The sequence below is a fragment of the Francisella sp. AG1 genome (assembly GCF_057683165.1).
This window is the reverse complement of the sequence record NZ_CM173135.1, coordinates 946522-966796: the sequence shown is the minus strand read 5'-3', so window position 1 is coordinate 966796 and position 20275 is coordinate 946522. Positions and strand designations below refer to the sequence as shown.

Sequence of the window (20275 nt, the reverse complement as noted above, 5' to 3'; positions counted from 1 at the left end):
TACTATTCCCACTCTATAGTTCCAGGGGGCTTACCTGTTACATCATAAACTACTCGAGAAACTTGTTTTACCTCATTAACAATTCTATTTGATACTAAGGATAAAAAATCATAAGGTAAATTTGCCCAAGTAGCTGTCATAAAATCTATACTCACAACAGCTCTTAGAGCTATCACATATTCATATCTGCGTTGATCTCCAACCACTCCAACAGATTTGACTGGTAAAAAAACACTAAATGCTTGAGAAATATCATGGTACAAATTATGTTTATATAACTCTTCTGTAAATATTGCATCAGCTTTTTGCAAAATATCTACATATTCTTTTCTAATTTCACCTAATACACGTACACCTAGTCCCGGCCCAGGAAATGGGTGCCTATAAAGCATATCATGTGGCAAACCTAAACCTATACCTAACTTACGTACTTCATCTTTAAAAAGTTCTCTTAGAGGTTCTAAAAGTTTAAGCTTCATTTCTTTAGGTAATCCACCAACATTATGATGAGACTTAATCACATGTGCTTTTGATTTATTATTTCCAGCAGATTCGATCACATCACTATAGATAGTACCTTGAGCTAACCATTTAGCATTTTCAATTTTTGCGGCCTCTTCATCAAATATATCTATAAATAGTTTGCCTATTATTTTACGCTTTATCTCTGGGTCACTTTCTCCTGACAAAGCTTGTAGAAATCTATCTTTAGCATTCACACGAATAACATTAATATCCATATTATCAGCAAAGATGTTCATAACCTGATCACCCTCATTTAAACGAAGTAAACCAGTATCAACAAATATACAAGTTAATTGCTCACCAATTGCTTCATGTAATATAGCGGCAACAACAGATGAATCAACACCTCCAGACAAACCCAAAATAACTTTATCTGTTCCAACATTATGCTTTATTTCTTTGATATCATTTTCAATAATATTTTCGATATTCCAAAGAGTGTCACAGCCACAAATATTTACAACAAAATTTTCAACAATTTGTTTGCCTTTATCTGTATGGGTGGTTTCAGGATGAAACTGAACTCCATAAAACGGTTTCGTTTTATGAGCAACTGCTGCTATAGGAGCATTTACCGAAGATGCTATAATTTCAAAATTCTCACCCGGATTTGTAACTTTATCACTATGGCTCATCCATACTAGCTGCTCATGCTCAAGGTTAGAAAAAATATTATTATCTGAATTCAAGACACTAATAATAGCCTTACCAAATTCACTTTGATCAGAACCTTTAACTTCTCCACCATGTTGCATAACCATTGTCTGCATACCATAGCAGATACCAAGTACAGGCACACCTAATTCAAAAACCAAGTCTGGTGCATTAATATCTGAATCATAAACTGACTCTGGCCCACCAGAAAGAATTATGCCTTTAGCCTGATATTCCTTAATAAATGCATCATCAATATCGTGAGGGAAAATCTCACAAAAAACACCAACCTCTCTTACTCTTCTAGCAATAAGTTGAGTATATTGTGATCCAAAATCTAAAATTAAGATTTTATGATTGTGTATATCTGTCATTTTCTATAAATAAATATGAACGTTTGATAGGATATTTTATCTTAAAAGAAAGTAATTGTAATTAGCTTTTAATAATAAAGTTGGTATTTAACTACTTTCAAGGTTTTTAACCTCAAACATAACCTTATTGAGATTATCTTGAATATCTGAAGCTGGAGCTTGAGTAATAACAAATATTTTTAAGAATAAAGCACTAACTATAGCTACAACTAAATTATCATACGGAAAAGTAATCAGCATTAGCTCATGGGCATAGGATATTGCCCATAAACATATAATATATGCACAAACAAACCATGTTTGCTTAAATACTAGACTAAAATATTTACGCATAAAAATGAACCAATATATAAAGCATACCAGAGTAACTAGTACAACCAAACACAATAAATTAAAAGTGCCTGACCAATATATAAAATATGAGCACGAGATAAACCCTATATAGCCAAAAAACCTATAAAATGGTAACTTAAATTTTCTTTCTAACTGAGGAAATTTGTCTCTAAAAATAACTAAAACCACTGGACCTGATAGACAACTAAATAAAACTAATGATGATAAAAAATTAACTAAAGTTGTCCAAGTTGGAAATTGAAATAGGAATATCAACCCAACAAAAAAATTAATCCAAATACAAAAAATTGGTACATGATTTTTATTTAATTTTGTTAGAAGTGACTTCTTAAAAAACTCTAACCCAAACGCTTGTAAAATTCTACCTGTAACTGCCGTATAAACATTTCCTGTACCTAATGGTGCAATCATAGCATCAATAAATAAGATTGTATAAATCGCATGCAAGCTAAATAAGCTCAAAAGACCTAATAAAGGAGCTACTCCACCATTAAAACTTTTAACTGAGCCTGGTATGCAAAATATAAAGAGCATTGATAAAGATACATACATCGTTAATCCTACTACTACTGGAGCAATTAAAGATAGAGGTATTGCTAATTTTGGATTTTTAGCTGAGTTTGCAACAATCAATCCATTCTGAAATCCTGAGAAAGCAAAAGCTAAGCCAGACCCTGTTATAGCTAATAATATATGTTCAAAATTTACTGAAACATGTGCAGTATTAGCATGATAGTTTTTAAAAGAGCCATATACTGCTAGCATACCCACTGCAATAGCTAATGGTAATAATATCTTCCAGACACTTACAATAGAGTTTATTTTAGCAACATTTTTAAGCTGGAATGTATTTAGATAAGTTAAGCCAAGCATGACTAAAAAGGCAATAAAAACTCCATAATATGATAAAAACACACCTTTTGAACTAGAGTCAACTAAGTTAGGAAACCAAAAACCTAAATACTGTACAACAGACTGAGCCTCTAGTGGCAAATAAACAAGATAGCTTATCCAACCAAGCACAACAAATAAAAACCCTAAAGTTTTTGAATGAGTAATGCGTAAGAATCTCATTGCTCCAGAAACTATAGGCAGCATCGATGCTACTTCAGCAAAACATAATGCTACTAATAAAGTTAATAAAGCTGTAATAAACCAGGAAATTATAACTCCTTGCCCTGCTGTTTGAAAACCATAATATGGTGAAAACAACCAACCACTTCCAATCATTCCTCCAGTCGAAATGAAAATCACAGCCATTGTAGATAATTTTTTCATAGTTACCTTTTATTTAACTTACACATATGTATAAGTATTATCAGAATAAAGCTAACAAAACAATTTAATTATCTGGCGTTTAAAATTAAAATTAGGATACTCGACTCCAACAAAATATAATCCATGTGATTTTGCAGTCTCTGCGGCTTTTGTTCTATCTTTGGCTGCTAAAAGTTCTTTTATCCACTCTGATGATTGAAAACCAAGCCCTATTTTAAGTAATGATCCAACTAAATTTCTAATCATATGATGTAAAAATGCATTACCAACAACCTCAAAAACTATAAACTTACCATTTTTTGTAAATTTAGCTTTTTGAATATTTCTAAATGCTGTATTTGACTGACACTGTGAGGATCTAAATGAGCTAAAATCTTGTTCTCCTAGCAAATATTTACAAGCTTGATTCATTTTATCTATATTAAGTGGGCGATTCTCCCACATACTATGTTCAGCAAATATTGGTGAACTTATAGAAGAATTATATATAACATAATTATATGTTCTATTTATAGCTGTAAATCTAGAATTAAAATCTTGAGCTACTTTTCTAATATCAAGTATTTTAATGTCTTGAGGTAAAAGAGCATTAGTTCCTCGTTGCCATGCACTTAATGATCTATCTGCATTTGAGTAAAAATTTACTACCTGTGAAGTCGCATGTACACCAGTATCTGTTCTACCAGCGCAAACTACTTCAATTGGTTGGTTTGCAAGCTTTGAAAGGGCTTTTTCTAGTTCTTCCTGAATACTTGGTGAGTGGGATTGTTTTTGCCAACCACAATAGTTTTTACCAAAATATTCTATTTGTAACAAATAGTACTTCATAATTGCCCTAAAAATTTAACTACTCTAGAATGTAAAATATCCATTTCTTTTGGAATAAGTTTTGAAAAATTAATAAAACCATGAACTAAGCTATCAAAATGATAATGCTCGACTTCCACATCATGCCTAATAAGCCTTTCAGCAAATAATAATCCTTCATCTTTAAGAGGATCGTAACCTGCTGTCATAACCAGTGTCCTTGGCATATTGTCAAGATTTTTAATATAAAAAGGTGAAAGCTCTGGTGATTTTTTATCCAGATTTTCAGGTACATATAGTTCAGAATACCATGTCGTCTTTGCCTTGGTTAATATATAACCACTTCCAAAATCATCTAATGATTTAGTAGGCATATGTGATAAATCTACAGAAGGATATAAAATAATATTATTTGAGATCTTAACCTTAGCTGCTTGAATAAGGTTGTATGTAGCCAACACTGTAAGATTAGCTCCTGCACTGTCACCCATTAATGTAAATTTCTTTTTTGAAACGCCAAGTTTCTTAGAATATTTATAAACGTATTCAGCAACAAACTCAACATCATTTAAACCTTCTGGAAATTTATACTCCGGAGCTAGCCTATAGTCAACAGAAAAAACTACTCTATTAGTTGTAACTGCCAACTTACGACAGAAAGCATCAAATGAATCAAGCGTACCTGAAACAAAACCTCCTCCATGGGAAAATATAATTACTTTTAATTTTTCATCGACTTTTGGATTATAGACTCGGACACTTATGTTATGGCCATCATCATGAGGTATTTTAATATCTTCAACCTTCTGCAAATCGACTTTCGGATAACTATACAAATCTAATGATGCTGCTGCCTTTCGTGTAGCTTCTAAGTTTCTTCTATTTCCTTCACGATCAAACTTGCCTATAAAAGTAAGTAGATCTTGTATTTTTGCTGGTATTGTTTTTATACCTCCATATAGATCTGGAACTTTTTTAAGTACCTCTGATTCAAAAGCTTTCTCATGTTTAGAATTATCTTTGGCTATAATTTTTAGCCAAGCTCTCTTATTAGGTAACAAAGATTCTATTGGTGTAGATAAATATCTTGCAATGCCAAGTTCATGACAATCATTTTCAGCATAAAAAGGCAAATTATTAACCAACCACTTGAGTAGCTTTTCAGCCTTTAAATTATTAGTCTCTCTAATCTCTAAAACATTATATAAATTTCGAACATCATATGACCATGGTACATAGTCAACTATAAAATTACAGCTTATATAGTTTAGTCCTGCTTCTCTTGCCAAAGCAAATTCAGGAAAAGCTGTCATGCCAATGACTCCACCCCCCATGCTTTGAAAACATTTAGCATCTATTATTGTTGGGAACTGTGGCCCTTCTATACAAACATAACTTTGTTTAAAATGAATATTAAAATCAAATTCTTGTTTTTTTTCTCTTATTTCTTCAGCAATACTCTCTGTAATAGGTCTAGACAGAGAAACATAGTTTAGTAACCCTTGCTCACAAAAGGTGAATTCTCTCAAAGACTTTGTTCTATCAATAAATTGATATGGAATAACCATATCTCCAGGCTTAAGTTCGTCTCTCAAACTTCTAACTGATGATAAAGCTATAATAGAAGTGGCACCATGCTTTTTTAAGGCATATATATTGGCTTTATAATTTATTTGATGCGGCAAGATAGATTGCTCTAAACCTGTTCTATTTAAAAATATTGCTTCTTGACCATCTATTTTTATTTTAAATAGTCCATTTGAGCAAAGCCCAAAAGGTGTCTCTCTTGATAATTCTTCTACAATCTCAAAATCATCAAAATATTCAAAACCACTACTACCTATTATTGCCCACATATAAACTACCTAAAAATTTGCCTCTAATATTTTCTTAACCCCACAAAAAAGCTCCAATCTAAATGTATCACCTACTTCTACAATACCAACTCCTTTGGGTGTTCCAGTCATAAGTAAATCATTCTCAGCTATTGAGATATTATTGATCTGTAAAAAATCAACTATTTGCTGGGGCTTATAGATCATTAAGTCATAACTACCTTGCTGAATAAACTTCTCATTTTTATACGCTTTAAAGCTCAAAGCTGAAACTTCCTTACTAGTTATCTCAACGAAATTACTAATTACTGCGCTATTATCAAAAGATTTGGCTAGTTCCCAAGGTAACCCTTTAGCTTTTAATTTAGATTGTAACTTTCTATCTGTTAAATCTAAACCTAAACCAACAGCCTTTATTTTTGAATTTTCATCAAACATAAAAACTATTTCACACTCATAGTGAATTTCTCTACTCTTGGGTAATTCTATAGCTTTAGATATGCTTGACTTAGGTTTTAAAAAAATAACAGGATTTTCTGGCAATTCATTATTTAACTCATAAATATGATCTACATAATTTCTACCTACACAAATCACTTTTGATTTAGATATATCTTTCATTAGTCCTAAAATTCTCCACAAAAAGTATTATAAATTAATTTATTAATTCTATAATTTGAAATCCTCACCTAAATACACTTTTCTGACTGTTTCATCCTCTAATACCTCTTCTGGTGTGCCAGAGGCTAACATATTACCAGCATTTACTATGTATGCTCGCTCACAAATATCGAGCGTCTCACGAACATTATGATCAGTAATCAATACACCGATACCTCTATCTTTTAGATGTCGTACAACTTCTTTGATTTCAATTACAGATACTGGATCAACCCCAGCAAAAGGTTCATCTAAAAGAATAAATTTAGGGTCCATTGCAAGTGCTCTAGCAATCTCAACTCTCCTACGCTCACCACCAGATAAACTCATCCCTAAACTTTTACGTATATGCTGAATACTAAATTCATCCAAAAGTTGATTAAGTTTTTCATCAATCTGAATTTTGCTTAATTCTTTACGAGTCTCTAAAATTGCAACAATATTATCTTCAACACTTAATTTTCTAAAAACAGATGCCTCTTGTGGTAAATAACCAAGACCTCTCCTTGCTCTTAGATGAATAGGCATTTTAGTCACGTCTTCTTTGCCCATATAAACTTTTCCACGAGTAGCTGCAACAAGCCCTACTATCATATAAAATGATGTGGTTTTACCCGCCCCATTTGGACCTAAAAGTCCCACAATTTCACCAGTAGATACTTTCATTGAAACATTATTCACAACCCAGCGTGAACCATATTTCTTACCTAATCTTTTTGCTTCTAGAGTATATTTTTTCATATGTAACCTATATTTTTATATAAATTTACTTAGAATCAGAGTTATATGTATTTAAACCTACAACACTACCTTTGTGCTCATCTTTACCATGCTGACTAATAGGCGTAATACCTGTATTAATTCTTGTTTGATTTTGAACACCATCTAATATTATTGTTGATCTTTTTTCTTCATTACCAGGAATTGATATCAAATCATGCTCAACATCATAAATAACTTTTTCACCTTTATATTTATTATTATTTTGAGTGGCTATAGCATTTTGATATAACTCAAGATCTTTCTTAGTCATATTATAAATAATTTCCTGAGCATCTCCAACAACAGGGCCTCTTGTAACTGTTTTAAGTGTACTATAATCTGGATTTGAATTAGTTGGATAAGTATAAAATTGAGATTTTTCTGGCTCTTGTGATGACATAATTAAAGTTTGTATTTTTTTATCTTTATTTAATTGCATCACAAGTTTTTGGCCTGAAATAAAATGGCATTCTTTTTCTTCAGAACAAAGTTTTGCTGCTTTATCTAACCAACTTTTCTGTAAGTCTTTAAAAGATAAGTCTTTATCTCTAACAAAATATATTACACCACTTTTTGAGGTTTCTGGTTTATGACATAAAATATGTTTATTATGGATTTGCATAACAAAAACTCGACCAAAATAAGTTAGTACGTCCTTATCACTATCATATACAGCATTATCTGCACAAATAGTTATAGGTCCATACTCGCGCAACTGGTTATCTGCTGAATTATCTTCTGTCTCACCATCTGTAACATTATCTTCTTGCAAGGATGCATTATATAAAGGGATACTATAATCAATTTTATCGTTATCCTTAGCTAAAGAAGATGTATAAAAACATATACTACACGAAGCTATTGCCAACCACTTAGCTAGTTGCATAATAGCTCCTTACATCTTTATTAAGTTTAATAATTTTAGAACCAGAATTTCCAAGTATACTAATAGCCGTAGTATTATTAGCTGTTTTTGGATCATATATTTTTACAAACCTATCATTATAAAAATCTTTTGAATCTGAATTATAGAATATTTCAGAGGTTTTTATATACACTTGTTCAGGTGAATAACCACTTGAAGGCACTTTTTTTTGTTGATTACTTTTAGTAAAAATAATTGCATCTACTCCATCATATAGGTGTGTCAAGTTCTGACCTGTAAATTGTTGCACATAACCATATTTTGATTTAACTTGCCAAGTTTCTTTGCCAGTTTTTTTATCATAACTTTTTTCAGTTAAATTTGTCATTTTTAAATTTTGGTTTAAATAACGCTCTACATCCTCTGAAACAAGATTAGTCTCTAGATTTCCATTTTCATCATACTTATTATAATCAAATTTTGATGCTGATAACTCTACTCTATCTTTAGGAACAATTTTATCAACTGGCTTACCGCCATCAAGGGCTCTATTACTTATGTAGAGCATAGCAAATATTATAATCACTATAGAAATAACATTAGCAAATAAAGAATATTTAGTGAAAAACTTCATTATCCTTTTATTTTACCCCACCAGTTTCAAGAAAATCTTTTATAACTTGATCATATAAACCAAAATGTTTTATTAAATATTCACAAAATTCACGTACAGCTCCATTGCCACCATTATTAGTGCATATATAATCAGCATACTCTTTAACAATTTCCATACAATCAGCAGGAGCAGCAGAAAGACCAACCTTATTCATTAATGAAATATCTGGCAGATCATCTCCCATATATGCAATATTTTGATCTTCAATAGCATATTTTGATTTTAGCATATCATAAGCTCTAAGCTTATTTTTTTGACCTTGAAAAATATCACTAGCATCCAAACCAAGACTAGTTAGCCTATCTTGAACAATTCTAGACTCTTTCCCAGTAATGATTGCAATTTTAACACCTACCTTTTGGATAAGCACCAGGCCTAAACCATCTTTAACATCAAAATTTTTATATTCATTACCATCATTTGAAATGATTATTTTACTATCTGTTAAAACTCCATCAACGTCTAATATCAAGAGTTTAATACTTTTTGGATCACTTACTTTCATTTATTAAATTTAAAAAATAATTTATATTATGGAAATGATATTATCACAAATGATAAAAAGACTAAAATTTTAAAGACTAAAGAGATATTTTATTTATAGTTTTTTATAGATTTTTCAATTTCCTTCTTAGCGAAAGCTGCATTATCCCAGCCTTCAACCTTCACCCATTTTCCAGAATCCAAATCTTTATAATGAGTAAAGAAATGTTCAATCTTTTGCGTTAACAATTTAGGCAAATCATCAACATCATTGATATGATCATACTCTTTAGTTAATTTAGAGCTTGGAACAGCAACAATTTTAGCATCAACACCACCATCATCTTCCATCTTAAAGACCCCTACTGCTCTACAGTTTATTACACAGCCCACAGCTAAAGGATATGGTGCTAATACTAACACATCAATAGGATCACCGTCATCATATAATGTATTTGGTATAAAACCATAGTTACAAGGATATCTCATCGTAGAAGACATAAACCTATCTACCACGATCATATTACTATCTTTGCAAAATTCATATTTTATTGGGTCACTATCTTGAGGTATCTCAATAACAACATTAAAATCATTTGGAATATCATTTCCACAAGGTATATTTTTTAGCATCGCTATTTCTCCTATATTTTGCTAAATTATAAACGCTTGATACACTGTTTGAGAGTCTATCATAAAAACCTTTGTATTTATAATACATAAATATTAAAATACCCAAAGAACATGTCAAACACTACGCTTTAATAATTTTAAAGAGGGAAATATATGAAATTCAAAAAAATAGCTTTATTAACAGCTAGTTTAACTACAAGCATAGCTATTGCAGCTCCAAATATTACAAGTTCAGATCCATACTTTAATGGTAGTAGCAACCTTAAACAAAAAGAAATAATTGTTAAACCTGTAAATATACAGTTAGATGCTCCAGCATGGGTAGCTATGAACTACCGTACCGGTGATATTGTTAGTGAAAAAAACATGGACGTTAGAAGAGAACCGGCTAGTCTAACAAAAATAATGACTTCTTATATTATAGCTAGTGAAATTAAAGCTGGAAATCTTGAATGGGACACTATGGTTCCAATTAGTCAAAAAGCAGCCTCTACCGGTGGTTCAAAAATGTATGTTAAAGCTGGAGCTAGAGTATCTGTAAGAAACCTTGTTACAGGAATGGATGTGGTTTCTGGAAATGATGCGACTATCGCATTAGCAGAGTATATTGGTGGTACTACAGAAGCATTTACAGATCTAATGAACCAAACAGCCAAAGCCATAGGTATGAATAATACCCAGTTTGCAAACCCAGATGGATTACCAGGTGGTACGCAATACACCACTGCTCACGATATGGCCTTACTAGCAAGATCTTATATATATAATTTTCCAGAAGCATATGAAGTTTATGACAATAAAGGTTTAGTTTGGAATGCTACAAAACAAGACTCTGTAAGTATCGCAAATCGCAAACAATGCCTACCTAAATTTGATCGTTCAACAGGCGATGTTTTACAAAGTTACACAGTTAGTGATTTAGATGAACAATCAAAAGACAAATGTTCTAAACTTTTTCCAAAACGTGATAACTTTGTATTACAAAACAATAGAAATAAACTTCTTTTCACCTTTGATGGGGCTGATGGTATGAAAACTGGTCATACTGAGACTGCTGGATATTGTTTAGTTGCTTCAGCTAAACAAGATGGAGAAAGATTTATTTCTGTAGTTTTAGGCACAAATAGTAATGCCAAGCGAGATTCCGAGTCTGCAAAACTTCTAAGATATGCTTTAACTAAATATCAAGATATGCTGTTATATAAAGCTAACTCACCTGTAACAATAAGCGCTGATAACATACCAAATGCAAAAAAAGGTCAAAAAATAACTGTTATATCTAACCAAAATATCTATAAAACAGTTCCTAAAACTTATATACCACATCTAAAACAAGGTATAGTGTATGATACTGGTGTTAAAGCACCAATAACCAAAGGACAAACTGTTGGAAAGCTAGTAATTACAGTTGGTGATTCAAAAGAGATTATTGCAAGTATTCCTGTTGTGGCTCAAAATGATATTTCACAGAATGGCTGGTGGTAATTTTAAAAACTAATTATTTATAAAGGATATTAAAATGTCTGATAAAAACGATAAACAAAAAGAAACTTTTTTTGAGTTCCCTTGCCAGTTTCCTATAAAAATAATGGCAAACCCTCAAAAAGAAACTGTTGAATTTATACTTGGTGCTTTTGAAAAATATGTCCCTAATCATGATAAAATAGAATTTAAAACTAAAGAAAGTAAAACTGGAAAATACATATCTATAACAGCAGTATTTACAGCAGATAGCAAGGAACAATTAGACAACTTGTATAAAGAAATATCAGGACATCCTGAAGTTCACATGGTACTTTAAAATTTCTCACATGAATATAACCATTAAAAATATAGGACTTCAAGAATACTCTCAGACATATAAACAAATGATCGATTTCACTACTAACCGTAGCAGTGAAACTCCTGATGAAATTTGGTCTGTCGAGCATTATGCTGTTTTTACTCAAGGCAAGCATGGTAAACCTGAACATATTTTGAATCCACATAATATTCCGATAGTTGAAACAGATCGTGGTGGACAAGTTACTTATCATGGACCTGGGCAAGCTATAATATATTTTTTACTTGATATAAAAAGAAATAAAGTTGGCGCTAAAACTCTAGTTAGTAGCATAGAAAAAGCTTGTATTAACATGCTAGAAAAGCATTTTGACTTAAAAGCTCATACTATAAAAAATGCTCATGGTATCTATATTAATAATAAAAAAATTGCATCTCTTGGACTTAGAATAAAACAAGGTAAAAGTTATCATGGTATAGCCATAAACACTTGTATGGATTTAACTCCATTTAATTATATTAACCCTTGTGGTTATAGTGGTTTGCAGATGTGTCAAATAGCTGACTTTAACCCTGATGTAAATATAAATAAAGTACAACAACTATTTAATCAGGAGTTTTTAGAACTATTATAAAAATGATAATTATTTTTACCTGAGTGTTTAGCATCATACATTGCTGCATCTGCTTGATTTATTAAGTCATATGCTGTAGCTTGACTATGAACATCATATATAGCTATTCCGATACTTACAGTCTGAGAAATAAAGCACCCTTTAGTAACTTCTATTTTAGATCTAAAAAGTTCAAATATTCTATCAAGAATTTTTATAATATCTTCTTTTGAATTAAAATCAAGCAATGCTATTGCAAATTCATCTCCCCCCAAACGAGAGATAATATCTTTAGCTTTAAGATAACGTTGCAGTTTACTTACCACATCCACAATTACTAAATCGCCAACTGAGTGTCCATATACATCATTTATTGACTTATAGTTAATCTGATAATATTGTGCTAAAGACGTGAGTAATAGCATCAGATAAATTATCAAAAGAATTATTTACTTTTCTTAAAATTCTTTTAAAATTGGCCCAAATTTTTTCTATAGGATTTAAATCAGGAGAATAAGCAGGAAGGTATAGTATCTGTATATCAAACTTCTCTGCTATTTTAGCCAATTTAGGAGATTTATGAAAACTAGCATTATCCATAACAACAGTAGTCTTTGGAATTAACTCAGGATATAAATGCTCTTCAAACCACTGATTAAAAATTTGAGTATCTGTATATCCAGTATACTCTAGCGGTGCTATAATCTTCTTTTCTAAATAGTTATAACCAGCAACTATACTTTTTCTCTGAGTTTGATAAGCAATAACTTCACCATAGCTAGGTTTACCAACAAGAGACCATCCTCTTAGTACAGACTGTTTATTATCCATACCCATTTCATCTAAATATACAAGTTTGTTAGGTTCAATAGTCTCAACAACCTCTATAAAACTTTGCCTATCTTGTTCTTTTCTTTGCTTATATTTAGGTGTCTTTTTTTAAAACTAAAACCAAGTCTGGTAAGACAATCATAAAATGTGCTTCTAGGTATTTCAGGAGCTAATGCTTCTCTAATATCTAAAGCCATTGCATCTGGATATGTTCTTAAGTAGCTTTCTATCGCTTCCTTATCTGTAAAGGTTGCTACTCTACCGCAACCCAAGCCTTGCTTAGATTTATAATCACCAGTTGTCTCGTATAAGTTTATCCAAGATCTAGTAGTACGGATATCTATATTAAAAAAATTACTTAGCTCTTTGTCTGTTAGGCCTTCTTTATATTTAGTTATTACGATATCTCTGAAATCTTGGCTATATGATGACATTTTTTCTAAATATTATAACATTATTGTCAAATAACTATCGGATTAACTATAAAATCATCAATATCAATATATAAAACTGCGACGCTAGAATTATTAGCAATAGCTTTTGTTAGTATAGATGGCAATAATTTAAGAAAAGCGCCTCTATTTAACACCCCAGTTAAAGTATCTGTTGAACTTAAGATACGTAATTCTTTTTCTTGCTGCATCAACGCTTCTGCTTTAGCTGCTTTGGATGCATACTGATCTGCTAAATAAAAAAGCAACAAAACGATAGAGCTAATTATAAAACCGAGAATAAAGTAAAGGTTTGGTAATAATGGTAACAGGCTCTCATACTCTTTATCTGTGAAATATATTGAAGTACTCCAAGGCTTACCTAATAATGAAAAATCATATTCAAACACATAATGTAGATTATTACTTTTTATATTAAAATTTTTATACAGCACCTTATTTAAAGATTTAACTGTTATATGATAATTATCAGTATTGGTAGAATCTACCAACTCTTTAAATAAACTAGTACTAAATATAGCCACAAATAGATTATTTCCACCCTTAAGGCAATAATTTTGTGATTTTGTAGAATTACAAAGAGCTATCATTTGATCGGCTTCTTTTACAGAAATATCTGTATTTGAAAAATAATAATCCTGGCCATCCTTATTAAAATAAATCAATTTTAAGTTTAGAAAATGCTTTAAATAATTACTAATATCATTTTTTAAAAAATAAAAATTAACACCTGATGTCCAGTTAACCCTACTATCAAGCCTTAATATAGTATTTGACCTAGATTGAATATTATAGTTAATCTGATATCTCTGAAATCTTGGCTATATGATGACATTTTTTTTAAATATTATAACATTATTGTCAAATAACTATCGGATTAACTATATAACAATAATGAAGAATAGTTTAGCTACTTTATATAGTTTTAGATCTATCAATAATCCTGCAAATGTCAAACAAGCAAAACAAAAGGCTGTATTAAACTGCATATTAGGCCAATTAGAACTAATACTAGTCAGCTCATAGTTACTACTAAACCAACCATACATAACAACTAAAGCTAAACACAAGACAAATAAATTGCTTATAAATATAAGTTTTTTATTAATTATAACCATCTTTTTTATCCAGATTATTCGATTTTTGTGTTGTATTATTTAGCTCTTTCAAATTTTTAAGTAAGGTTGAGGCCTGACGATAAACATCTGTTGGTGTTTTATAACTTTCATGTAAATCAAGTACATTATTATCTTTTATATTAATTTTTAAAGATCTTAAATAATCAGTCTCTGTAAGCAACAGTTTGGCTAGATTAAGAACATTACTAGGATAAATTTCTTGCCCAATCTCCTTATCAGATAATTTGACTGTTGTGATATTATGGCCTATATTTTTAGCATATATTTCTAATTGGTCAACACACTGAAGTAATATATCATATACATCAGCTGGAGTTTTATCATTTTTAATCACAAAAGATTTTTCCAAACTCTGTGGTTTTGATAATATAGCTATAATATTTTTATTTGCTTGCACCATATCTTCATAAACTTCTCTAGGTGATGTTTTCTGGTATAGAATATTTTCTATTTGAATATTTGCATAAAAAATTTTATTTAAGACTTCAGATTTTGTTATATTTACTTCACTTAAAGCGCTTGGCTTAGTAATACTAATGCCTAACTGTTCTGAGGCTTGATTTATTCTATCAATATTTCTTAGCAATAAAACATCTACATCCGCTTGCTTTACTTGTAAGACCTTTTTAGGTGATGATACATACATACCGGTTACTTCAAAATTAAAACGATTAACTTTATCGTAAAGAGATATAGTTAATCCGATAGTTATTTGACAATAATGTTATAATATTTAGAAAAAATGTCATCATATAGCCAAGATTTCAGAGATATCGTAATAACTAAATATAAAGAAGGCCTAACAGACAAAGAGCTAAGTAATTTTTTTAATATAGATATCCGTACTACTAGATCTTGGATAAACTTATACGAGACAACTGGTGATTATAAATCTAAGCAAGGCTTGGGTTGCGGTAGAGTAGCAACCTTTACAGATAAGGAAGCGATAGAAAGCTACTTAAGAACATATCCAGATGCAATGGCTTTAGATATTAGAGAAGCATTAGCTCCTGAAATACCTAGAAGCACATTTTATGATTGTCTTACCAGACTTGGTTTTAGTTTTAAAAAAAGACACCTAAATATAAGCAAAGAAAAGAACAAGATAGGCAAAGTTTTATAGAGGTTGTTGAGACTATTGAACCTAACAAACTTGTATATTTAGATGAAATGGGTATGGATAATAAACAGTCTGTACTAAGAGGATGGTCTCTTGTTGGTAAACCTAGCTATGGTGAAGTTATTGCTTATCAAACTCAGAGAAAAAGTATAGTTGCTGGTTATAACTATTTAGAAAAGAAGATTATAGCACCGCTAGAGTATACTGGATATACAGATACTCAAATTCTTAATCAGTGGTTTGAAGAGCATTTATGTCCTGAGTTAATTCCAAAGACTACTGTTGTTATGGATAATGCTAGTTTTCATAAGTCTCCTAAATTGGCTAAAATAGCAGAGAAGTTTGATATACAGATACTATACCTTCCTGCTTATTCTCCTGATTTAAATCCTATAGAAAAAATTTGGGCCAATTTTAAAAGAATTTTAAGAAAAGTAAATAATTCTTTTGATAATTTATCTGATGCTATTACTCACGTCTTTAGCACAATATTATCAGATTAACTATAAAAGTGCATAATATATTTCTCTTTGAGATACATCTTCTAAAACAAAAATTTTTTGAACAGGCTTTTTTTACCTATAAAATTTGTAATTTTTTCTAGTTGATAATTTATATAATTAACTTTAGTAGTAATCAAGGAATTATTATTTGATGTCGCATCAGCACTAAAAGTGCAAAAAAAGAAAATAAAGATAACATATGCAGATAATAGTTCTTTTGTAAAAAAACATTATAAATAACCCTATTATTCCAACCATTTCACTATTATTTTATATTAAAAATGTACTAGCTACCATTTTATTAGTAAATTTAGTTAAAAATAAATAGGCTTTATGATATAAAATATTATAAGAATGTTTTCAAAAAAGAAGATCTTGAAGGGTGTTTTAGCTTTCTAAGAGCCTTAGCCTCTATCTGTCTGATACGCTCTCTAGTTACGTTAAACTGTTTACCCACTTCCTCTAGAGTATGGTCAGTATTCATACCAATTCCAAAACGCATCATAAGAACTTTAGCTTCTCTTTCAGTTAAGCCTGTTTCAATAAGTTCTTTTATAGCCTCTCTTAAATTCTCTAAATTTGCAGCCTCTATAGGAGAATAATTATTTTTATCTTCTATAAAATCACCAACAGTAGAGTCTTCATCATCACCAATTGGACTTTCCATAGATATTGGCGTATGTGAAATATTAAGAATTTTTTTGAGCTTATCTTTGGTCATATTAGGAGTATATTCGATAATCTCTTCTTCCGTTGCTTCTCGACCTTTCTCTTGAAGTATCTGACGCTTGATTCTATTAACTTTATTAATAGTTTCAATCATATGTACAGGTACGCGGATAGTTCTAGCTTGATCTGCTATTGAACGCGTGATTGCTTGGCGAATCCACCAGGTAGCATAGGTTGAAAACTTAAAACCTTTACGGTAATCAAATTTATCTACCGCCTTCATCAAGCCGATATTACCTTCTTGAATAATATCTAAAAAATGTAAGCCTCTATTTGTATATTTTTTAGCCTCAGATACAACTAACCTTAAGTTAGCTTCAATCATTTCTTTCTTAGCTTGTGTAATTTTTGCTTCACTTTTTGAAATCTCAATATTAACTTTTTTAAGCTCATCGATTTCCATCATCATTAAAGTTTGAAACTGATTTATTTGTTTCGTAAGATTGTGTATTTCACGAATAATGTTATCAGTAAACTTATATTTTTTAATCATTGGATCAAGCCACTTGATTGAACCAATCTTATAAGCTTTAATAAACTCTTGACGTGGAGTTCTGGCTCTTTCAACACATAGTCTAAGTATTTTTCTTTCAAACTCTTTAACTCTTGCAAATGGCAGTCTTATATAGTCCACAAGCTTTTGTAAATGTGATGTTGATAATCTTAAACATTCAAATTCTTCCACTATTTTAGTATATAATTTTTTTGTATGCTTTTCTTGATATTGATTAAACATAGACTCTAGATCTGTAAAAAATCCATATGCTCTTTGAGTATCTATCTTTTCATCATGATCATCCTCAGCAACCTTCTCTTCACTTACCTGTTCATCACTAAAACCAGCCATAATCTCATTAAAACGGATATATTTAGCGACTGGTTCATCTTCAATATCTTGAGATGACATATAATCTTGGGCTTTCTCTTCTAATTCACGAAAACGTTCTATATAAGTTTTAACAACAATTGGATAACATAAAATAGTACTAAAAACTTCTGTGGTGCCCTCTTCAATCCTAATAGCAATATCTGTTTCTCCTTTTTTATCCAAAAGATCAACAATACCCATTTCACGCATATACATACGTATAGGATCTGAAGTTTTACCTCTTAAGTCATCAAGGTTAGCCTCACTAACCTTTCTCTCGTCTTCTTCTTCTATCTGAGGGGTTCTATCATAAACATCAATACCAGCATCAACAAGTATAGCCTCTATCTCTTCATATATTTTGGGATCTTCTGAAACATCTCCAGGCAAAGCATCAAGTATATCAGCTCTAGTCAAATAGCCCCTTTCTTTACCGTCAACTATTAAATCTTTTAGATCTGAGAGCAAATCTTCTTTTGTCATCTAGCACTCCAATAGAATTCTTATTTTTATAAATTAAACTAACTTAGCAACTAAATATTTACGTTCCATTTCCTGAACTTCAGTCCTAAAGGGTAACGACCCTAAATATTTTAATCGCTTTTTAACACTTGAGCTTTCAACTCTCTTTAACATATTAAGCACTTGTTCTTGATACTTATCTTCAGCATGCTTTTTTAAGGTATTTTGGATACCATAGCTCAATAACTCAAAAAAATACTCTCTATAGTCAGGATAATCCTCTGTCAATAGCTGTATAAGTATAACAGCTTCAATTTCATTAGATGAGTCTTCTTTTAGAATTTTCAAGCTTTTTGCTAAAATATCAATATTTATAGATGCTACAAATATCTCAAAATCATTATTTTGTTGTATATCTCTAAAATCCCCAAGATTCACCAACATTTCTGCTAAAACGGTCTCTTCAAGCAAAAGGTTCTTAGAAATTTTTTTCTGTTGAATATTATTATCTATTTGTTCATTTATATCTGAGTAAGGCTTTTGCTTATGCACTTTTAGTAACTTTTTAACTTGATCAACTTTTATACCTATTTTACTCGAAATTGTAGTTATAATACTTTCTGAATATATATTTTCTTCAACCTCAATTAAAAAATGCTTTAATTTTTCTAGCACTTCAGCTTTAGCTTCAGCGGTTGTTAAATCTTGACCTCCAACAAAGTAGTCTATCAAATATTCTGAAACAGGTTGAGAATTATTTAATGCATCTAAAAAAGCAACCAATCCATACTCTTTTATATAATCATCAGGATCTTTAGCATTTTCAAGAGTAAGAATTTTTAATTTTTTATTACCTCCCAGTATAGGCAATACTATCTTAACAGTTCTAATTGCGGCTTTTTGACCAGCTTCATCACCATCAAAGCATAAAACTACTGAACTCACTTCTCTAAAAAGAATTTTTGCGTGATTATGAGAAAAAGCCGTACCCAAAGTAGCAACAGCACCATAAAACCCATATTGAGCTAAACCCACAACATCCATATATCCTTCGACAACAACCAGGTCTTGTTTTGATATTTCTGGATTTTGTTTTTTCCTCTCTCGATACTCATACAAACCATATAAAGTATTACTTTTCTGAAAAACAATTGTTTCTGGAGAATTTATATACTTAATGCCATCTTTATCATCTATAACTCTACCACCGTAACCAATTACATTTCCTTGAATATTGCGTATTGGAAACATAATTCTATCTCTAAAACGATCGTAGATATTACCCTTATCATTTTTAATAGCTAAGCCTGTTTCCACAATAATATTTTCAGAAATCTTTGCTGCTTGAGCAAGTTGAGTAATATTATTCCAACCTCTAGAAGAGTAGCCAATTCCAAAAAATTTAGCTAAACCACTATTTATGCCTCTTTTTTTCAAATAGTTTACAGCTTTATTTTTTGTTACTGAATTCCCCAAATTCCAACGGTAATATTTCTGAGCCATTTCTAAAAAGCTAATACATTTATTATATTGTTGTTCTTTTAATAACTCTTCTTGAGAATAATTCTCATACTCAATAGATTTGCCAACAATATCCGCTAGGCTTTTTACTGCATCAATAAATTCCAAGTTATTTATTTTTTTAACAAATGTGAGAGCATCTCCAGACTCTTGACAACCGAAGCAATGAAAAAAATTTTTATCGGGTGTTACAAAAAAAGATGGGGTTTTTTCATTATGAAATGGACAACACCCCTTGTAGTTCTTTCCTGATTTTTTCAAATTAACGAATCTTGAAACAACATCAACGATATCCGCACTAGCTACAAGCTCTTTTATAAAAGTGTTCGAAACTCTTTTTGCCATACC

Annotated in this window: 21 protein-coding genes; 5 read left to right on the top strand and 16 right to left on the bottom strand. The window is 30.8% G+C overall.

All coding sequences use genetic code 11. The annotated features are described in order from the left end of the window. Positions 1-2: 2 nt before the first annotated feature. The 10 genes from guaA to ppa form a co-directional block, all read right to left on the bottom strand. Positions 3-1553: a glutamine-hydrolyzing GMP synthase gene (guaA, locus tag ACR0PV_RS04970; protein WP_488173854.1), complete on the bottom strand. Its 1551-nt coding sequence runs from the start codon at positions 1551-1553 to the stop codon at positions 3-5. An 87-nt stretch (positions 1554-1640) separates the two neighbouring features. Next, a complete protein-coding gene (locus ACR0PV_RS04965) occupies positions 1641-3185 on the bottom strand; it encodes an APC family permease (RefSeq protein WP_488173853.1) in 1545 nt (514 codons plus the stop codon). Between the two features lie 51 nt (positions 3186-3236). Then, the gene (gene truA, locus ACR0PV_RS04960) at positions 3237-4013 is read right to left on the bottom strand and encodes a tRNA pseudouridine(38-40) synthase TruA (protein WP_488173852.1); all 777 of its coding nucleotides are present in this window, start codon (positions 4011-4013) and stop codon (positions 3237-3239) included. Continuing rightward, entirely contained in the window at positions 4010-5848 is a 1839-nt protein-coding gene (locus tag ACR0PV_RS04955) for an alpha/beta hydrolase fold domain-containing protein (protein ID WP_488173851.1), read from the bottom strand. Before ACR0PV_RS04955 ends, truA begins: the two co-directional genes overlap by 4 nt. 9 nt (positions 5849-5857) lie before the next feature. Then, positions 5858-6448 (bottom strand): fumarylacetoacetate hydrolase family protein, encoded by a 591-nt coding sequence (locus tag ACR0PV_RS04950; protein WP_488173850.1) that lies wholly within the window; start codon positions 6446-6448, stop codon positions 5858-5860. A gap of 48 nt (positions 6449-6496) precedes the next feature. Further along, the gene (gene lptB, locus ACR0PV_RS04945; protein ID WP_488173849.1) at positions 6497-7228 is read right to left on the bottom strand and encodes an LPS export ABC transporter ATP-binding protein; all 732 of its coding nucleotides are present in this window, start codon (positions 7226-7228) and stop codon (positions 6497-6499) included. Positions 7229-7253: 25 nt separating this feature from the next. After that, positions 7254-8135, bottom strand: coding sequence for an LptA/OstA family protein (locus ACR0PV_RS04940; protein WP_488173848.1), 882 nt, complete (start codon positions 8133-8135; stop codon positions 7254-7256). After that, entirely contained in the window at positions 8122-8748 is a 627-nt protein-coding gene (gene lptC, locus ACR0PV_RS04935) for an LPS export ABC transporter periplasmic protein LptC (protein WP_488173847.1), read from the bottom strand. The genes ACR0PV_RS04940 and lptC overlap by 14 nt, the downstream gene beginning before the upstream one ends. A gap of 7 nt (positions 8749-8755) precedes the next feature. After that, complete coding sequence (locus ACR0PV_RS04930; protein ID WP_488173846.1) at positions 8756-9295, bottom strand: KdsC family phosphatase; 540 nt, start codon at positions 9293-9295, stop codon at positions 8756-8758. A gap of 89 nt (positions 9296-9384) precedes the next feature. After that, a complete protein-coding gene (gene ppa, locus ACR0PV_RS04925; protein WP_488173845.1) occupies positions 9385-9906 on the bottom strand; it encodes an inorganic diphosphatase in 522 nt (173 codons plus the stop codon). A gap of 153 nt (positions 9907-10059) precedes the next feature. Here ppa and ACR0PV_RS04920 point away from each other — a divergent pair, with 153 nt between their 5' ends. The 3 genes from ACR0PV_RS04920 to lipB are packed head-to-tail and all read left to right on the top strand — an operon-like array spanning position 10060 to position 12323. Then, a complete protein-coding gene (locus ACR0PV_RS04920; RefSeq protein ID WP_488173844.1) occupies positions 10060-11391 on the top strand; it encodes a D-alanyl-D-alanine carboxypeptidase family protein in 1332 nt (443 codons plus the stop codon). 34 nt (positions 11392-11425) lie between these two features. Next, positions 11426-11707 carry an HP0495 family protein gene (locus ACR0PV_RS04915; protein ID WP_488173843.1) on the top strand — a complete coding sequence of 94 codons (282 nt, stop codon included), beginning with the start codon at positions 11426-11428 and terminating at the stop codon, positions 11705-11707. Between the two features lie 10 nt (positions 11708-11717). After that, positions 11718-12323, top strand: a complete 606-nt coding sequence (gene lipB, locus ACR0PV_RS04910) for a lipoyl(octanoyl) transferase LipB (protein ID WP_488173842.1) — start codon at positions 11718-11720, stop codon at positions 12321-12323. Here the strand turns inward: lipB and ACR0PV_RS04905 are convergent. The 3 genes from ACR0PV_RS04905 to ACR0PV_RS04895 all read right to left on the bottom strand — a co-directional run bounded on the left by ACR0PV_RS04905 (position 12299) and on the right by ACR0PV_RS04895 (position 14250). Further along, complete coding sequence (locus ACR0PV_RS04905) at positions 12299-12727, bottom strand: diguanylate cyclase (protein ID WP_488173841.1); 429 nt, start codon at positions 12725-12727, stop codon at positions 12299-12301. The two genes, lipB and ACR0PV_RS04905, sit on opposite strands and share 25 nt — an antisense overlap. Then, a protein-coding gene (locus ACR0PV_RS04900) for an IS630 family transposase (RefSeq protein ID WP_488172542.1) occupies positions 12687-13567 on the bottom strand; the annotation gives its coding sequence in 2 pieces (ribosomal slippage) (positions 12687-13243 and positions 13243-13567; 882 coding nt in all). Before ACR0PV_RS04900 ends, ACR0PV_RS04905 begins: the two co-directional genes overlap by 41 nt. 26 nt (positions 13568-13593) lie before the next feature. After that, positions 13594-14250 (bottom strand): GGDEF domain-containing protein, encoded by a 657-nt coding sequence (locus tag ACR0PV_RS04895; RefSeq protein WP_488173840.1) that lies wholly within the window; start codon positions 14248-14250, stop codon positions 13594-13596. 160 nt (positions 14251-14410) lie between these two features. Here ACR0PV_RS04895 and ACR0PV_RS04890 point away from each other — a divergent pair, with 160 nt between their 5' ends. Beyond that, positions 14411-14611 (top strand): hypothetical protein, encoded by a 201-nt coding sequence (locus ACR0PV_RS04890; protein WP_488173839.1) that lies wholly within the window; start codon positions 14411-14413, stop codon positions 14609-14611. A gap of 78 nt (positions 14612-14689) precedes the next feature. On the opposite strand, the gene ACR0PV_RS04885 is transcribed toward ACR0PV_RS04890, so the two are convergent. Further along, positions 14690-15370, bottom strand: coding sequence for a hypothetical protein (locus ACR0PV_RS04885; protein WP_488173838.1), 681 nt, complete (start codon positions 15368-15370; stop codon positions 14690-14692). Between the two features lie 96 nt (positions 15371-15466). Here ACR0PV_RS04885 and ACR0PV_RS04880 point away from each other — a divergent pair. Next, positions 15467-16347, top strand: a protein-coding gene (locus tag ACR0PV_RS04880) for an IS630 family transposase (RefSeq protein ID WP_488172178.1) whose coding sequence is annotated in 2 segments (ribosomal slippage) — positions 15467-15791 and positions 15791-16347 — 882 coding nt in all. Because the reading frame shifts where the segments join, the coding sequence is not laid out codon by codon here. Positions 16348-16693: 346 nt separating this feature from the next. Here the strand turns inward: ACR0PV_RS04880 and rpoD are convergent. Beyond that, positions 16694-18427 (bottom strand): RNA polymerase sigma factor RpoD, encoded by a 1734-nt coding sequence (gene rpoD / locus ACR0PV_RS04875; RefSeq protein WP_488173837.1) that lies wholly within the window; start codon positions 18425-18427, stop codon positions 16694-16696. 33 nt (positions 18428-18460) lie between these two features. Next, entirely contained in the window at positions 18461-20272 is a 1812-nt protein-coding gene (gene dnaG, locus ACR0PV_RS04870; protein ID WP_488173836.1) for a DNA primase, read from the bottom strand. Positions 20273-20275: the final 3 nt, after the last annotated feature.

Bases quoted from the DNA above. Each gene is read 5' to 3' on its own strand.
- guaA (WP_488173854.1), bottom strand. From the start codon at position 1,553: ATGACAGATATACACAATCATAAAATCTTAATTTTAGATTTTGGATCA.
- ACR0PV_RS04965 (WP_488173853.1), bottom strand. From the start codon at position 3,185: ATGAAAAAATTATCTACAATGGCTGTGATTTTCATTTCGACTGGAGGA.
- truA (WP_488173852.1), bottom strand. From the start codon at position 4,013: ATGAAGTACTATTTGTTACAAATAGAATATTTTGGTAAAAACTATTGT.
- ACR0PV_RS04955 (WP_488173851.1), bottom strand. From the start codon at position 5,848: ATGTGGGCAATAATAGGTAGTAGTGGTTTTGAATATTTTGATGATTTT.
- ACR0PV_RS04950 (WP_488173850.1), bottom strand. From the start codon at position 6,448: ATGAAAGATATATCTAAATCAAAAGTGATTTGTGTAGGTAGAAATTAT.
- lptB (WP_488173849.1), bottom strand. From the start codon at position 7,228: ATGAAAAAATATACTCTAGAAGCAAAAAGATTAGGTAAGAAATATGGT.
- ACR0PV_RS04940 (WP_488173848.1), bottom strand. From the start codon at position 8,135: ATGCAACTAGCTAAGTGGTTGGCAATAGCTTCGTGTAGTATATGTTTT.
- lptC (WP_488173847.1), bottom strand. From the start codon at position 8,748: ATGAAGTTTTTCACTAAATATTCTTTATTTGCTAATGTTATTTCTATA.
- ACR0PV_RS04930 (WP_488173846.1), bottom strand. From the start codon at position 9,295: ATGAAAGTAAGTGATCCAAAAAGTATTAAACTCTTGATATTAGACGTT.
- ppa (WP_488173845.1), bottom strand. From the start codon at position 9,906: ATGCTAAAAAATATACCTTGTGGAAATGATATTCCAAATGATTTTAAT.
- ACR0PV_RS04920 (WP_488173844.1), top strand. From the start codon at position 10,060: ATGAAATTCAAAAAAATAGCTTTATTAACAGCTAGTTTAACTACAAGC.
- ACR0PV_RS04915 (WP_488173843.1), top strand. From the start codon at position 11,426: ATGTCTGATAAAAACGATAAACAAAAAGAAACTTTTTTTGAGTTCCCT.
- lipB (WP_488173842.1), top strand. From the start codon at position 11,718: ATGAATATAACCATTAAAAATATAGGACTTCAAGAATACTCTCAGACA.
- ACR0PV_RS04905 (WP_488173841.1), bottom strand. From the start codon at position 12,727: ATGCTATTACTCACGTCTTTAGCACAATATTATCAGATTAACTATAAG.
- ACR0PV_RS04890 (WP_488173839.1), top strand. From the start codon at position 14,411: ATGATGACATTTTTTTTAAATATTATAACATTATTGTCAAATAACTAT.
- ACR0PV_RS04885 (WP_488173838.1), bottom strand. From the start codon at position 15,370: ATGTATGTATCATCACCTAAAAAGGTCTTACAAGTAAAGCAAGCGGAT.
- rpoD (WP_488173837.1), bottom strand. From the start codon at position 18,427: ATGACAAAAGAAGATTTGCTCTCAGATCTAAAAGATTTAATAGTTGAC.
- dnaG (WP_488173836.1), bottom strand. From the start codon at position 20,272: ATGGCAAAAAGAGTTTCGAACACTTTTATAAAAGAGCTTGTAGCTAGT.